Annotated in this window: 8 protein-coding genes; 5 read left to right on the plus strand and 3 right to left on the minus strand. The window is 38.8% G+C overall.

Translation table 11 applies throughout. The features are described 5' to 3' along the window. Window positions 1–138: 138 nt before the first annotated feature. On the plus strand, window positions 139–3,870 hold the full coding sequence (gene purL, locus AC6H0V_RS07690; protein ID WP_497563368.1) for a phosphoribosylformylglycinamidine synthase: 3,732 nt from the start codon (window positions 139–141) through the stop codon (window positions 3,868–3,870). Between the two features lie 136 nt (window positions 3,871–4,006). Beyond that, a complete protein-coding gene (gene asnB / locus AC6H0V_RS07695) occupies window positions 4,007–5,845 on the plus strand; it encodes an asparagine synthase (glutamine-hydrolyzing) (protein WP_497563140.1) in 1,839 nt (612 codons plus the stop codon). Between the two features lie 58 nt (window positions 5,846–5,903). Here asnB and AC6H0V_RS07700 read toward each other — a convergent pair whose 3' ends face one another. Next, complete coding sequence (locus AC6H0V_RS07700) at window positions 5,904–6,746, minus strand: energy transducer TonB (protein WP_497563141.1); 843 nt, start codon at window positions 6,744–6,746, stop codon at window positions 5,904–5,906. 448 nt (window positions 6,747–7,194) lie between these two features. On the opposite strand from AC6H0V_RS07700, the gene AC6H0V_RS07705 reads away from it, so the two are divergent. Next, window positions 7,195–9,378, plus strand: a complete 2,184-nt coding sequence (locus tag AC6H0V_RS07705) for a glutamine synthetase III family protein (protein WP_497563142.1) — start codon at window positions 7,195–7,197, stop codon at window positions 9,376–9,378. 229 nt (window positions 9,379–9,607) lie between these two features. Then, window positions 9,608–10,789, plus strand: coding sequence for an AIR synthase related protein (locus AC6H0V_RS07710; protein WP_497563143.1), 1,182 nt, complete (start codon window positions 9,608–9,610; stop codon window positions 10,787–10,789). Window positions 10,790–10,817: 28 nt separating this feature from the next. Here AC6H0V_RS07710 and AC6H0V_RS07715 read toward each other — a convergent pair whose 3' ends face one another. Beyond that, window positions 10,818–11,141 carry a hypothetical protein gene (locus AC6H0V_RS07715; RefSeq protein WP_497563144.1) on the minus strand — a complete coding sequence of 108 codons (324 nt, stop codon included), beginning with the start codon at window positions 11,139–11,141 and terminating at the stop codon, window positions 10,818–10,820. A gap of 154 nt (window positions 11,142–11,295) precedes the next feature. After that, the gene (locus AC6H0V_RS07720) at window positions 11,296–14,661 is read right to left on the minus strand and encodes a TonB-dependent receptor (protein WP_497563145.1); all 3,366 of its coding nucleotides are present in this window, start codon (window positions 14,659–14,661) and stop codon (window positions 11,296–11,298) included. A gap of 333 nt (window positions 14,662–14,994) precedes the next feature. Between AC6H0V_RS07720 and lpdA the strand changes: the two genes are divergently transcribed. Then, the gene (gene lpdA, locus AC6H0V_RS07725) at window positions 14,995–16,383 is read left to right on the plus strand and encodes a dihydrolipoyl dehydrogenase (protein WP_497563146.1); all 1,389 of its coding nucleotides are present in this window, start codon (window positions 14,995–14,997) and stop codon (window positions 16,381–16,383) included. The last annotated feature ends 17 nt before the right edge of the window (window positions 16,384–16,400 follow it).

Here is a 16,400-nt window from a genome sequence, read left to right on the forward strand (position 1 = left end):
GGATTATAAGATTAACGGTATAAAATTCAAACAGTCCAGCAATTTAATCAAAAAGTGAACCCTTTAGGGCAATCTAACAATTACAAGTAAATGTATGGAAAATCATAATTATTAACCTTTAAAAATGACAGTTTTCAAATTTTAACCTTAAATTTGCGCATACAAAAAGCAAGCATGATTCATTTCTTTTCTAGCAAGTCCGACGCGGTTTTTGTTTTACAAACAGACCAATCGCTCTCCTCAACTGATATTACAAAACTCGAATGGTTATTTGGCGGTGCAAAATTGGAGCAAAGCACAGAAATAACCCATTCTTTTGTGGGCCCTAGAGCAGCAATGATTACCCCATGGAGCACAAATGCAGTAGAGATTACGCAGAATATGGATGTTCATGGGATCATAAGAATCGAAGAATTTAAGCGAGTTGAAGCCGATTTTTCTGACTACGACCCTATGCTTTCCCAAAAATACGATAAGCTTGACCAAGAAATTTATACCATCCATATCAAGCCTGAGCCCATTCTAGAGATTACCGATATTGCGGCTTACAATAAACAAGAAGGCCTATCCTTAAGCGATGAAGAAGTAGCTTATTTAGATTCTCTTGCCAGCAAATTAAATAGACCTTTAACGGATTCGGAGGTTTTTGGTTTTTCTCAGGTTAATTCTGAACACTGTAGACATAAAATTTTTAACGGAAAGTTTGTAATTGATGGTGTTGAACAACCTACCTCCCTGTTTAAACTGATCCGTAAAACTTCAGAAGAAAATCCAAACGATATTGTCTCCGCCTATAAAGATAATGTTGCATTTATTAACGGCCCAACAGTACAGCAATTTGCACCAACCCGAGCAGATGAGCCCGCTTATTACGCCACGAGTGATTTCGATTCTGTAATTTCACTTAAGGCAGAAACACATAATTTTCCAACTACCGTTGAACCCTTTAACGGCGCCGCAACCGGTTCTGGGGGTGAAATTAGGGATCGTTTAGCTGGCGGGCAAGGATCGCTTCCCTTAGCAGGCACAGCGGTTTACATGACGGCTTTATCCAGATTGGAAGAAAACGATACCGATAACAATCGTGAATGGGAAAAAGGGGTTCAAGAACGCCAATGGTTGTACCAAACTCCAATGGATATCTTGATCAAGGCCTCAAACGGAGCTACTGATTTTGGAAACAAATTTGGTCAGCCTTTAATTGCAGGTTCTGTCTTAACATTCGAACACGAGCATATCGATAAGCGCAACAATACCACTCGTACACTCGGCTACGATAAAGTAATTATGTTAGCAGGCGGTATCGGATACGGAAAGGCAAGTCAGGCGCAGAAACAGAAACCCCAACCGGGTGATAATATTGTGATTTTAGGTGGCGAAAACTATAGGATCGGTATGGGTGGTGCAGCGGTTTCCTCAGCAGATACGGGCGCTCACGGTACCGGCATAGAATTAAATGCTATTCAAAGATCAAATCCAGAAATGCAAAAACGGGCGGCTAATGCTGTTAGGGGCATGGTTGAAAGTGATTTTAATGCCATAGTTTCTATCCATGACCACGGTGCAGGCGGGCATTTAAATTGTCTTTCTGAACTTGTAGAAGAAACTGGCGGAAAAATAGACCTTGATAAATTGCCAGTAGGCGATCCTACCCTATCTGCAAAAGAAATTATCGGCAACGAATCGCAAGAAAGAATGGGTTTGGTAATTAGTGAAGAACATACAGCCGTTCTGCAAAAAATTGCCGATCGCGAACGATCGCCCATGTATACGGTGGGTAAAGTTACTGGCGACCATCGTTTTATATTCGAATCGGCTAAAACCGGTATTAAGCCTATGGATCTCGAACTTCATGACATGTTTGGGAGCTCGCCAAAGGTAGTAATGGAAGATCAAAAGATCACTATACAGTACGAGGCACTTTCCTATGATCCTTTACAACTTCATGTCTACTTAGAGCAAGTATTGCAATTAGAGGCGGTTGCCTGTAAGGACTGGTTAACCAACAAAGTTGATCGCTGTGTAGGCGGAAGGGTTGCTAAACAACAATGTGCAGGTCCTTTGCAATTGCCCTTAAATAACTGTGGGGTAATGGCCTTGGATTTTAAAGGTAAGGAGGGAATTGCAACCTCTGTAGGGCACGCTCCTTTGGCTGCCCTGATTAATGCAGCTGCCGGAAGCAGGCTTGCTATTGCAGAATCGCTTTCGAATATAGTTTGGGCACCTTTAAAGGACGGATTAAAAAGCGTTTCACTATCGGCCAATTGGATGTGGGCCTGTAAAAATGAAGGCGAAGATGCGCGATTATACGAGGCTGTGGAAGCATGTTCAAATTTTGCGATCGAACTTGGAATCAATATCCCGACAGGGAAAGATTCGCTCTCAATGAAGCAAAAATATCCATCAGGTGATGTAATTGCGCCTGGAACAGTTATTATTTCGGCTGGTGCAAACTGTAACGACATTACCAAAGTTGTAGAGCCTGTGCTACAAAAAGACGGGGGCGCTATCTACTACATCAACCTTTCTGATAACGACTATCAACTGGGGGGATCATCCTTTGCCCAGATCTTGAGTAAAATCGGTACAGAAACACCCGATGTTACAGACGCTAAACAGTTTAAAAAGATATTTAATATTATCCAAGGGCTAATAAAGGATGAAAAAATACAGGCGGGACATGATATCGGAAGCGGTGGGTTAATTACCACACTCTTAGAGCTCTGTTTTGCCGACCGGGATCTTGGTGCCACGCTTGATTTAACCCCGCTTGGCGAAAACGATAGTATCAAACTGCTATTTTCAGAAAATATCGGACTAGTCTTTCAGGCAGTTGCCGATGTTGAAGATATATTTTCTAAAAACGAAATCACTTATTATAAAATAGGCGAAGTAAGCACCCATGCTACGCTGAAACTCAAAAATTTCGATGAGGATTTCGATTTTGATATCGATCATCTACGTGATATTTGGTTTAAGACCTCTTATCTTTTAGATCGAAAACAAAGTGGGGCGGTAAAAGCGAAAGAACGATTTGAAAATTACAAAAACCATGCATTAAACTATACTTTTCCGAGTCAATTTGATGGAAAAAAACCGGTTATCGATCCTTCAAAACCAAAAATTAAAGCTGCAATTATCCGAGAAAAGGGGAGTAATTCTGAACGCGAGCTAGCAAACGCCATGTATCTTGCCGGTTTCGACGTTAAAGATGTACACATGACTGATCTGATTGCGGGAAGAGAAACCTTAACAGATATCCAATTTATTGGTGCTGTAGGTGGATTCTCCAATTCAGATGTGTTGGGATCTGCAAAAGGTTGGGCGGGTGCTTTTATGTACAACGAAAAAGCCAGAATTGCCCTCGAAAACTTTTTTGATCGCGAAGACACGCTATCTGTAGGTGTTTGCAACGGCTGTCAGTTATTTGTAGAACTTGGCCTAATCAATAAAGAGCATGCCGAAAAACCAAAAATGTTGAATAATGAAAGCAACAAACATGAGAGTATTTTTACGTCGTTAACCATCCAAAAAAATAACTCCGTAATGCTTTCTTCTTTAGCGGGAAGTACGTTAGGCGTATGGGTTTCACATGGTGAAGGTAGATTTAAGTTGCCCTATGCTGAAGAAAAATACAGTATCGTTGCCAAATATGCCCACAAAACCTATCCAGCAAATCCGAATGGATCTGATTACAACACTGCAATGATGTGCGATGAATCGGGAAGACATCTAGTGATGATGCCACATATTGAGCGTTCTTTGTTTCAATGGCATTGGGCTAATTATCCAAAGGGACGTAAGGACGAGGTTTCTCCTTGGATGGAAGCATTTGTAAATGCAAGGCTTTGGCTGGATAAAAAGTCCTAAGTCTGAAGTCCGTAGTCTGTTAATGAACCGACTATTTACTAAGGACTATCGACTCAAGACTAATTTTAGTATGTTTGAACCCGCAAGTCCAAACTAACCAAATATTACCAAGCAAAACCAATCCCTTTAATCGTTTATGTGCGGAATAACAGGATTTATTGATCACAATCATACGATAAACGAAACTATATTTAAGCGGGCGTCGACAGCGATAAGCCATCGTGGTTACCATGGCAGCGGATTTATATTCGAAGAAAAAGAACATTTTAGCCTCGGCATCGCTAATGAGCGTTTAGCCACTATAGATCTCAGCTCAAAGGCGCAACAACCCCTTACCTCAAATTGTGGCAATTATAGCATCACCTTTAACGGAATAATTTCTAATTATTTAGAACTTAGGGAGGTCCTAATCAAATACGGAGTCATTTTTTCGACCTTGTCTGATACTGAAGTGATCTTAGAAAGTTTTAAAAAATGGGGCAATAAAGCTTTCGAAAAATTAGATGGCTCTTATTCATTTGCCATTTTAGACCGAAAATTGAAACAGCTTTTAATTGTAAGGGATGAAATAGGTTCAAAACCAATCTATTATTATAAACAGAAAGGATTTTATGCTTTCGCCTCAGAGATTAGGGCCTTACTGCAATTTCCTACAATAGAAAAAAAAATAAATAGAACAGCACTAGCTAACTATTTTAGGCACGGCTACTTTAACGGCGAGCAAACCATTTACCAAGATATTTTTAAATTTAAGAAGGGAACCATTACTACGATTGATATTCATAGCGGAAACAGTTATGACATGCCGATTTTAAGACCACATCCCCACCAGGCAACATCTGCAAATCAAAATGAAGGTGATATTCTAAAAAGATTAGAGGAGCTTTTAACGGATTCTATCCTAAAAAGATATGTAGCCGATGTTCCGGTAGGCACCTTGTTGAGTGGAGGTTACGATAGCGCAACAGTTGCCGCCATTTTACAAAAAAACCAATCGAAACGCATTAAAACCTTTACAGTTGGCTTTAAAGACGAAAAATTAGATGAAGCTCCTCAGGCCCGAAAAATTGCTGCCCATTTAAAAACAAATCACGAAGAATTTTATCTTGATAAAAATGATGCATTAAAAATCTTAGAGGAGCTTCCAGAAATTTTTGATGAACCTGAAGGAGATAGCGGGGCCATTCCATTAATTTTTATTGCCAAAAAAATAAATAAGGACGTTAAAGTCGTATTAAGTGCAGAAGGAGGTGATGAATTGTTTGGAGGCTATCGAACCTACGCCAAAGCACTTAAGCTCCATGCTCTTAAGGACAAGAAGATTCCTAAAATCTTTAAAGATGCCTTTACGGCAATACTAAAGCATGCGCAGCCACAAATGAAGGAACTTTTTGCTGCCGAAGATTTGCTCCATAAATACTTAGCCATAAATGCCTGCTATACCTTAAAAGATATAGATCAATTATTAAAAAGCGAGGCAAATCCAGCACTAAGCAAGAAAAACAATGTGGTAGATATTAAAGGATTATTAGTATATGATCTGCACAATTACTTACCAAACAATATTTTATTTAAAAACGATCGTTGCTTTGCACATTTTGGTATCGAAAATAGGGATGCGTTATTAAAATTAGAGCTGATCGATTATTTAGCAACCTTAGATCCGAAATGGTTTATTAAGGATGGAGAGCAAAAATACCTGCTCAAGAAGATTACCCATCATTATATACCAGAAACTTTGATGAACAAACCTAAGAAAGGATTTGTGATTCCACTTGCCTCCTGGCTTAAAACTACTTTTAAACCTTTGGTAGAAAAATACTTGGCGCCAGATAGGTTAGACCATCAGCTTTTTGATCCTACGGAAGTAGCAAAGATTAAAGCTGCATTTTACAGGAACGGTACTGCCTATAATGCCCAACGGGTTTGGCTATTGCTCCAATTTCAGATGTGGTATGAGCGGTGGATGCGATAAGTGTTAAGCGATAAGCGACAGGCGTCTTGAACGCAAAACGCCTATCGCCAACCTATCCTTACTGACTTAAAGTATAATTAATGGGCATATTATAACGTACCCTTACCGTTTGATTATTTTGTTGGCCAGCTCTCCACTTAGGTGATTTTTTAATTACCCTTATTGCCTCATCATCACATCCATAGCCAATACCCCTGGTAACTTTAACATCTGATATCGAGCCATCACGTTCTACAACAAAACTCAGATACACCTTTCCTTGAACATTGGATTCTTGGGCAACATAGGGATACCTTAGATTTTTTTGGATAAACTTAGACCAAGCCTCCATCCCGCCCGGAAATTCTGGATATTGCTCTACTCCACCTTCAAAAATCTCTGTTGTGCTAACCGTCTCTGTAGATGTACCATTTCCGGTTCCCGTACTAGGGGAAGTAGGTAAAGCATTAACGTTACCAGCTGTACCTTGTTTGGTCTCATTTGAAATAACCGAAGTTTGCAGCTCTATAGCAGTTGGTGGTTCGAGAGGTGTTTCATCAACCAAGTGGATATTAGCGGTAAAATTTCTTGTTGCTACAGCAGGTTGCTTTACAGGAGGTGCCTGTTCTTGTTTCATAGGTTTCTCTTTCTTGGGCAATTCTTTTTTCAGATCATGAATTGCTTCGATGTCAACGGGAATGGTTTTAACAATTACAGTTGGAACATCCTTTTTGTTCAATTGGGCATAAATTGCAGGGCCCACAAAAAGCATGATAAATACTGGGGCAACAATCAGCATTGCTCTCAATAAAATGCTTGATGATTGCGATCTTAGCACGAAAGCACCATAATTTTGGTTTCTGTTGCTAAATACGAGAGCGAGCCACCCGCTTCCGTATAAATTTGATGAGTTGTTTAACATAGCATTTAGGTTTTTCAACTATGATGTTAGTTAATGGAGAATTCCATAAGAAGTTTGAACTTTTTTTTTAGTTCGCAGGGTGGGGTTGAGAGTTGGGAGTGTGGAGTTGAGAGTTTGGGGTTTGGGGTTCTTGCCCAGAGAACGTAACAGAGTGTATTTACCTCACGAACATTTGAACAATGAACATCAAACAATAGAGCAATACAGCAATACAACAATCGTGTAAATCCACTACTTATGATCATTTTTGTCTAAAAAAACTAAATTGTTTAAAAAAATTGAGTAATTTTCATGATAAATAGGAGAATTCTATGAAGAAATTGATAAAAAATTATATTTTTGGATAAAAATTTAAACAAATTAATGAATCTATACTTGGCAATTATCTAAAAAGGGGTAAAAACTGCTCATGATAGCTTCATCACTGGTAAAAAACAATTATAAATCAATGAAAAGTCTAAGAACGATTGCTCTAAAAGAGGCACAAAACCGAGTTTCTCCAGAAATTCATGCCCCTTCTTCTAAAATTTCTGATTTTTTCGGATCGAATGTTTTTGATAAGAAAAAGATGAGGGACTTCTTATCTAAAGAAGTTTATGAAAAGTTAATTTCAACTATTGGTCAGGGTGAGTTAATTAATCAAGATGACGCAAACCAAATTGCTTCAGCTATGAAAACCTGGGCAATTGGCAAAGGCGCTACTCATTATACACACTGGTTCCAGCCCTTAACCGGGTCTACTGCCGAGAAACATGACTCGTTTTTTGAGCCTAGCGGTGATGGTGCCATTGAAAAATTTGCGGGCAGTGCTTTGGTACAACAAGAACCAGATGCATCAAGCTTTCCTAATGGGGGCATCCGTAATACCTTCGAAGCACGTGGTTATACTGCTTGGGATCCCTCTTCTCCGGCATTTATTATGGAAAGCCAAGCCGGAAAAACCCTCTGCATTCCAACCGTATTTGTTTCTTACACAGGCGAAGCCTTAGATTACAAAGCACCCTTACTGAAAGCATTAGCAGCTATGGATAAAGCAGCTGTAGATGTTTGTCAATATTTTGATAAAAGTATCACAAAAGTAAATGCTTCATTAGGTATCGAACAGGAATACTTCTTGGTAGACTTAGCTTTATATAATGCCCGTCCAGATCTAGTTTTAACTGGCCGTACTTTATTTGGACACATGTCTGCCAAAGGCCAACAATTGGAGGATCATTATTTCGGTTCAATTCCTGAGCGGGTTTTTGCTTATATGGTTGATTTCGAAAACGAAGCCCTTAAATTGGGAATTCCGTTAAAAACCCGTCATAATGAGGTAGCTCCTTCTCAGTTTGAATGCGCACCCATTTATGAAGAGATCAACTTGGCCATAGATCACAATCAATTGTTGATGGATCTAATGGAAAAAGTTGCCCGTCGCCATAACTTTAAAGTATTATTGCACGAAAAACCATATGCAGGGATCAATGGATCAGGTAAGCACAATAACTGGTCGCTAATTACCGATACCGGTAAAAATTTATTGGCACCTGGCAAAACACCTAAAAACAACCTGATGTTCTTAGCGTTTTTTGTAAATACGGTTAAAGCTGTTCATGAGCATGCAGATTTATTAAGGGCGAGTATCACTTCGGTAAGCAATGATCACCGCTTAGGTGCAAACGAAGCTCCTCCCGCAATTATCTCTATTTTCTTAGGTCAACAATTGGATGAGATTTTAGATGAGATAGAACACTCTCGCATTAGCAAAAAAACAAAAGAAGATAATGGTTTGTGGTTAGGTATTCCTAAAATACCGCAAATTACTTTAGATAATACCGATCGTAACCGTACTTCACCTTTTGCATTTACTGGCAACAAGTTCGAATTAAGGGCGGTTGGATCATCGGCTAATTCATCAGCTCCAATGACCGTTTTAAACGCGATCGTGGCTGATCAATTGGTTAAATTTAAGATAGATGTAGATAAGCTGATCAAAAAAGGCGACAAAAAAGATGTTGCGCTTTTAACGGTAATAAAGAAATACATTAAAGAATCAAAAGACGTACGTTTTGAAGGGAATGGATATAGCCAAGAGTGGACTGATGAGGCAGCTAGAAGAGGTTTATCAAATATCAAAACTACGCCTAAAGCTTTGGATGCTTATGTAAGTGAGAAATCAACCGATCTATTTACTAAAACCAATATCTTCAGCAAACGCGAATTACATGCCCGTCACGAAATACTATTAGAAAGTTTCTATAGAAAACTACAGATCGAGGCCCGTGTAATGGGAGAAGTTACCAATAGCCAAATTTTGCCAGCTGCTATTGCCTATCAAAATACGCTGATCGAAAATGCCAAAGGTTTAAAAGATCTTGGTTTAAGCAAAGAGGCAATCGCTATTCCTGTTGGAATTATAAACAAGCTATCAGAACATATCGGGATCGTTAAAACTAATATTGACGCCATGTTGGAGGAACGCAAGATTACCAATGCAATCGAAGACACTCGCGACAAGTCTATAGCATACGACGAAAAGGTTAAGGTATACTTTGACACCATCCGTTATCATACCGATAAATTAGAACAAATTGTTGACGATAGCGTTTGGCCATTACCAAAATTCAGAGAGTTACTCTTTTTAAAATAAAAATCATTTTTTAAGGTAAAGCGCCCAGATATTTTTATCTCGGGCGCTTTTTTTTGCGGAAAACAGAGAGCATGGGGCATAGAGCATGGGGCATAGAGCCACAGACTAGCTAAGGACATTGATGTGATTCATTAATATAACCCCATGCACCGCGCCCTATGCTTTATTTTATATTGCTCCATGCCCCGTGCCCTATGCTATCTTCCATTTCTTTATTATCTTTGCAACAATGAGCGACAATAGGTACAATCAACGAGGTGTTTCGGCCTCAAAAGAAGATGTTCATGCGGCCATCAAAAACATAGATAAAGGCATATTTCCCCAGGCATTCTGTAAAATTATTCCGGATATTTTAGGTGGCGACGAAGCCTATTGCAATATCATGCATGCAGATGGCGCGGGTACAAAATCTTCTTTAGCGTATACCTATTGGAAAGAAACCGGAGATATCTCTGTTTGGAAAGGGATTGCCCAAGATGCGATCATCATGAATTTAGATGATCTGATTTGTGTTGGCGCCACAGAAAATATCCTTTTGTCATCTACTATCGGACGTAATAAAAACCTAATTCCAGGCGAAGTGATTGCTGCGATCATCAATGGTACAGAAGAAATCTTAGCCGATTTAAGAGCCCAAGGTATCTCCATCTATTCAACTGGCGGAGAAACCGCCGACGTTGGTGACTTGGTGCGTACCATTATTGTTGATTCTACGGTTACCTGTAGGATGAAACGCAGTGAAGTTATCAGTAACCATACCATCCAGGATGGCGATGTAATTGTAGGTTTGGCATCATCCGGACAAGCGAGTTATGAAACTGAATACAATGGTGGGATGGGCTCTAACGGATTAACCTCTGCCCGACATGATGTGTTTAATAAATCCATTGCTGATGCTTATCCAGAAAGTTTTGATCCTGCAGTACCTTCTGATCTGGTTTTCTCTGGAGGTAAAAAGTTAACGGATGAAATGGTGATTAATGAGAAACTCAGCATCACCGCTGGTAAACTGGTATTATCCCCTACCCGTACCTATGCTCCAGTACTTAAAAAGATCTTAGACAAACATAGAGCAGCTATTCATGGTTTGGTGCATTGTAGCGGCGGAGCACAAACGAAGGTGCTTCATTTTATTAACGATGATATCCATGTGATCAAAGATAACCTCTTCCCTATCCCCCCACTTTTTAAGCTTATCCAGGAACAATCGGGTACGGCATGGGCCGAAATGTATAAGGTTTTTAACATGGGCCACAGAATGGAACTCTATGTACCCGAGGCCATTGCTCAGGATATCATCCAAATCTCAAAAAGCTTTAATATTGATGCCCAACTCATAGGAAGAGTAGAGAAGGGAACTCAAAAACAGGTAACGTTAAGCAGCGAATTTGGGACGTTTGTTTATCAGTAAGATAAGTAAATTTAAAGTTCACAAACCCTTATTTTTGGTCCAATTTTAATACCCGAGTTTTATACCTTAATTCCGTATTAGATATAACTTTAAATTTATACTCTTGACTATTAATTTTTACTGTAACGTGATTTCCACTAATAGTATAGGTACCTCTTTCTACCATATCTCCAGCATTTAAAAGGTCTGCTTTATCGCCCGGCATCAAGGTTAATATTATACCTCCAAAACCTAGGGTTCCACTTGTTTTACCCTCCTCAACATAGGTTTTTTGTTCATTAATATCTAGTTTTTTACATGATGTAACAACTAGAGTTAAAAATAGCGCAAATAGTAAATATTTCGTTTTCATAGGGATAGGTTAACTTATTAAGTATACAAAATTTATTACTTTACTTCACCACTACGCTTGGAGTTGGCCATTCGCTACAGTCTCACAAAAAAAAATGATGTAAAAAAACGCCTTATCAAAAATGACAAGGCGTTTTAATTATTTATTTATACAATTAATTAAAGCTATAACGTAAGCCAAATTGCATGTAGAAAGTAGAAGAAATAGTTTGGCTAGTACCAAAAGTTTCTTTTAAGATATCGCCATTAGCGTTTGCCAATCTAAACGTTGGTTTTGTAGTTGCACTAATTGCTGCAGCATTCTGAGGAACCAAAATCTGTGCGTTGTTTACAAAGTTAATGTTGCCCCAGTTTTTGTTCAACATGTTTCCTAAGTTAAAGATATCAACTGAGAACTGCACCGAATTTTTGGTGGTACCAACGTTTCTGAAAATATCTTGAGTTAATCTAAAATCAACTTGGTTTCTCCAAGGCGAAGTTGCTGCGTTACGTTGAGCATATTCACCTTTGTGATCTTTTAGGTATTTATCTTGGTTAACATATGCAAAAAACGCATCGCTTTGCTCTTGTGCAGTATAACCACTAGCTCTGTAGTTAGCTGTACCCGCTGGGATAGCTACGAAAGTGATTTCCGAAGCATCTCTAGGAATGTATAGCAAATCATTAGCTGATTGACCATCACGGTTGAAATCACCTGAGTATACATATGAGAATCTTCCTTGTTGAGAACCTTCATAGAATAATGATACCGAAGTAGCAAAATTTTTGTAGAATTCTTTTCTGTAAGAAACCGATGCAATAACGCGATCAGGATTTAAGTTCTGTGAATAGCTTAATGATGGAATGTTTGGATTATTTGATGTTGGTGGAATAGACCAAAGATTTAACAATTGATCTCCAGCGCCATCACCAAAGTTACGTTGGTCTGATCTGGTGTAAGCAACCATTAAGCCTAAACCTTGGCTAAATTGTTTGCTTAACTGAGCAGTAACCAACCAGTTATATCCTCCCTTAGCATTTGTCATTACGATTGTATTAAATGCTTGTGTACCAGTAGCAGCACCATTTGCAACAGGTAAACCACCAGTTGTTAATGGGTTAACATATTTAGCAGTATTTGCTGAAGGGTAAAACGGTCTAACATCAGGATAACCGCTAACAATAATATTAGGATCCACTAAGTTTACGTTTTTCGCAACCGCAGTATAAAGGTCTTTACCATAAATACCTTCTAATGTACCAACGATACCGAATGGTAATTTCGCATCAACAGCTAAGCTCGACTTCCAAGTTTGTGGAAATCTTAGGTCTTCAGACATTGCACTTATAGGATTCGGAATGGTTGTTCCTGCAGCACCTTTTGGACCAGTTAAGTTCGGAGCAATACTTGGACTGAAGAAAGGAGTATTTACACCATTATAGGTTTGAGTATATTGCAATAAACCAGCATCACCAGATTGAGCTACTAACCATACAAATGGTACTCTACCTGTAAAGATACCGGTACCACCTCTTACTTGGAATGAACGGTCACCATTTACATCCCAGTTAAATCCGAAACGTGGAGAATATAAAATTCTGTTTTTTGGTAAAGTGCCTGTATTTACTTTTGTACCACCATTAAATGTTAATGAGGCAACTAAAGGATGGGTTCTAATTTCATCCACTCCAGGATATGAAGCCCTTTCAGCTCTTAAACCTGCTGTTAATTTTACACGATCAGAAACGGTAAATTCATCTTGCAAATAAGCAGAATACTGAGCGAACTTAAAGCTTGGGAAAGCTTGAGAACCATCAGCAGTTAAAGGATAGGTTACTGTATACTGAGCAGGTCTTGCTCCAGTAATAAAATCATTCCATGATCTGAATGTATAGAAACCTGTTCCAAAACGTTGGAAACCATTTTTGGTTGTACTGTATTCAGCTTGTAAACCTACAGTTACATTGTGTTTTCCTAAAGCCATAGCAAAATCATCGCTATAAGTATAAGTACTTACATCTCTTAAATTTCCATAAGTAAACGCTTCATAACCAAATGTTGTTAACACGTTTCCTAAATTTGTTGTTGGTGTACCTGTACCATCCATGATATCAACCATAGGAAATGGAGAACTATCTGATGTACGAGGGTCATTTTGGTGCGAATATGCTGCACGTAAAGTATTACTAAACTTGCTACCAAATGAAGAGTTCAACTCTGCAGTTCCAGAATACAAGTTCTGCGCTTGATAATAGTTCGAATTCGAAAACTGAAGTCCTGTATCTTTACCAGTTCCAGATCTCGTATTTAAGTAAGTATATGGAGCCGTTCCGATAGATGATCCTGTTGTAGAAGTACTAGCAGGACTTGGGCTTTTGCTTTCAACCTGATTGTAACGAATGCTGAAACGTTGACCTTTCGCAATGTTCCAGTCTAAACGAGCAAAGATTTTCTTATTATCACTCTTATTTGAGTAATTCTGATAAGTACCTGGATCATAACCATAAGTACTAATCAAATAAGATTTAACTGAATTTAAGAACGAATCGCTTGCACGTGCAACAAAAGTTGGTGACGTAGTATTAAAAGGAAGAGCGGCAGTAGCAGCAATTCTATTCGTACCTGGAGCTTGTGTTAATTTAAACTCAGTGTTTACAAAAAAGAACAATTTATCTTTAATGATCGGACCACCAAAGCTAGCACCAAAGTTTTTCTCATCTAAACGTTGTAGGTTTTGAATAGTAAAATCTCCAATTTTACGACCCTGTTGATCATCGCCACGCATGGTATAAAAAACATTACCGAAAAATTTGTTGCTACCTGAACGCGTAACCGCGTTAACAGAACCACCAGTAAAACCTGTCTGACGAACATCATAAGGAGTTACGTTGATTGAGATCTGCTCTAATGCATCGATAGAAATTGGAGAACCGTTTGCAGGAATGTTAGCTCCAATACCAAATTGGTTATTGTAGTTTGCACCATCTACAGAAAAGTTGTTAGAGCGGTAGTTACCACCACCAATACTTGTTCCGTTAGCCTGAGGGGTTAAACGTGTAATATCATTCACACTACGTGTAATTGACGGCAAAGCTTGAATTTGTGCTCTACTGATAACGGTGTTAGCACCAGTTTTGTTAGAGTTTAAAATTGGATTTGCACCCGAACCTACAATGTTTACTGTAGCTAAGGTCGAACTGTTATCCGCTAAGGTTAGGTTAAGCACAAAGGGCTCACCTAATTTAAGGGTAACATCTTCAAAGGTGCGAGTTTTGTAACCTACAAAGCTCACTTCAATAGTGTAAGGACCACCAACACGCATTCCGCCAATTGTATAACGGCCATCAGCATTAGTAGTAACGCCGTAAACCGTTCCGGTTGGCGTGTGTGTAGCTTTAACACTGGCACCTGGCAAAGTCTCTTTCGAGTCTCTAATGGTACCTGTCAATGAAGTGGTAGTTACCTGAGCATGTGCAGCAGAGATAAAACCAACAAACGCAAAGACAATTACTACAATTTTTAATAGTAAAGATTTCTTCATACTCTTTTAATTAATTTTTTTTGTTTTGTTAAGATATGTTAAAATAACGCTACAAATGTAAATATTTATTTCATTCTGATGTTCATTTCCAGTGTTAAATAATTATTAATTATTACAAAACTTATCAACAGTTAACATAAAGGTTAATAACTATAACTATCAGTTTATCAATAGCTTGAATTTTGCATGATTTTTACGAGTTTTTTAAATACATACCCATAAATAATCCGAAATTTGTTAAAAGCTTTGGTTGTAAAATCTTTAAGCTAATTTTAACCAACATTTTTTTTAATTTTGACACATTATTTAAGTAAAATCCTTTAGAAAGAAGATATGAACTACGATTTAATTGTTATAGGCAGCGGTCCGGGTGGATATGTTACTGCAATAAGAGCTTCACAATTGGGTTTAAAAACAGCAATAGTTGAACGCGAATCTTTAGGTGGGATTTGCCTTAATTGGGGCTGTATTCCTACAAAGGCCTTATTAAAAAGCGCCCAAGTTTTCGAATACATTAATCACGCTGCAGATTATGGCATCAACGCTCCAGAAGCAACAGCAGATTTTGCAGCTGTAATTAAACGTAGTCGTAGCGTAGCTGATGGTATGAGCAAGGGCGTTCAATTTTTAATGAAAAAAAATAAAATTGAGGTCATCATGGGAACTGGTAAAGTTAAGCCAGGCAACAAAGTTGAAATTAAAGCCGCTGATGGTAACTCACAGGAGCTAACCGCAAAAAATATAATTATTGCAACAGGTGGTCGTTCTAGAGAACTTCCTACGCTTAAACAAGATGGAAAAAAAGTAATTGGTTACCGCCAGGCGATGGTTTTACCCCAGTTACCAAAATCAATGGTTATTGTTGGATCTGGTGCCATCGGAGTAGAATTTGCCTATTTTTATGCCACAATGGGCAGCAAAGTTACCATTGTAGAATTTATGGACAACATTGTTCCGGTTGAAGACGAAGACGTATCTAAACAATTATTACGCAGTCTTAAAAAAACTGGGATAGAGATCATGACCTCATCTAGTGTCGAGTCTGTAGATACCAGCGGAAATGGCTGTAAAGTTCAGGTTAAAACTGCGTCGGGAATGCAAACTATCGAATGTGATATTGTATTGTCTGCTGCAGGTGTGGTAGCTAATATCGAAAATATCGGCCTAGAAGAAACTGGGATCAAAACCGAAAAAGGTAAAGTTGTGGTAGACGAATTTTATAATACCTCTGTAAAAGGATATTATGCCATTGGAGATATTGTTGGCGGTCAATCTTTAGCGCATGTGGCATCGGCCGAAGGCATTATCTGTGTAGAAAAAATTGCCGGACAACACGTAGAGCCTCTTGATTACAACAATATTCCTGGATGTACGTACTGTAGTCCTGAAATCGCCTCAGTAGGCTATACGGAGAAAGCGGCCAAGGCAGCAGGATATGAATTGAAAATTGGAAAATTCCCTTTTTCTGCGTCAGGTAAGGCTAGTGCAGCAGGTGCAAAAGACGGTTTTGTGAAATTAATCTTTGACGCAAAATATGGCGAGTTGCTAGGGGCCCACATGATCGGAGCCAATGTAACCGAAATGATTGCCGAAATAGTTGTAGCTCGTAAATTGGAAACTACTGGCCACGAAATGATCAAATCTGTACATCCCCACCCTACCATGAGTGAAGCCATTATGGAGGCAGCAGCCGATGCATATGGCGAGGTAATCCACTTATAATAAAGTTAAGCGTTGGG

Source organism: Pedobacter sp. NO84, from assembly GCF_059703915.1.

Coding starts and splice junctions, on each gene's coding strand:
- asnB (WP_497563140.1), top strand. CDS start 4,007: ATGTGCGGAATAACAGGATTTATTGATCACAATCATACGATAAACGAA.
- AC6H0V_RS07700 (WP_497563141.1), bottom strand. CDS start 6,746: ATGTTAAACAACTCATCAAATTTATACGGAAGCGGGTGGCTCGCTCTC.
- AC6H0V_RS07705 (WP_497563142.1), top strand. CDS start 7,195: ATGAAAAGTCTAAGAACGATTGCTCTAAAAGAGGCACAAAACCGAGTT.
- AC6H0V_RS07710 (WP_497563143.1), top strand. CDS start 9,608: ATGAGCGACAATAGGTACAATCAACGAGGTGTTTCGGCCTCAAAAGAA.
- AC6H0V_RS07715 (WP_497563144.1), bottom strand. CDS start 11,141: ATGAAAACGAAATATTTACTATTTGCGCTATTTTTAACTCTAGTTGTT.
- AC6H0V_RS07720 (WP_497563145.1), bottom strand. CDS start 14,661: ATGAAGAAATCTTTACTATTAAAAATTGTAGTAATTGTCTTTGCGTTT.
- lpdA (WP_497563146.1), top strand. CDS start 14,995: ATGAACTACGATTTAATTGTTATAGGCAGCGGTCCGGGTGGATATGTT.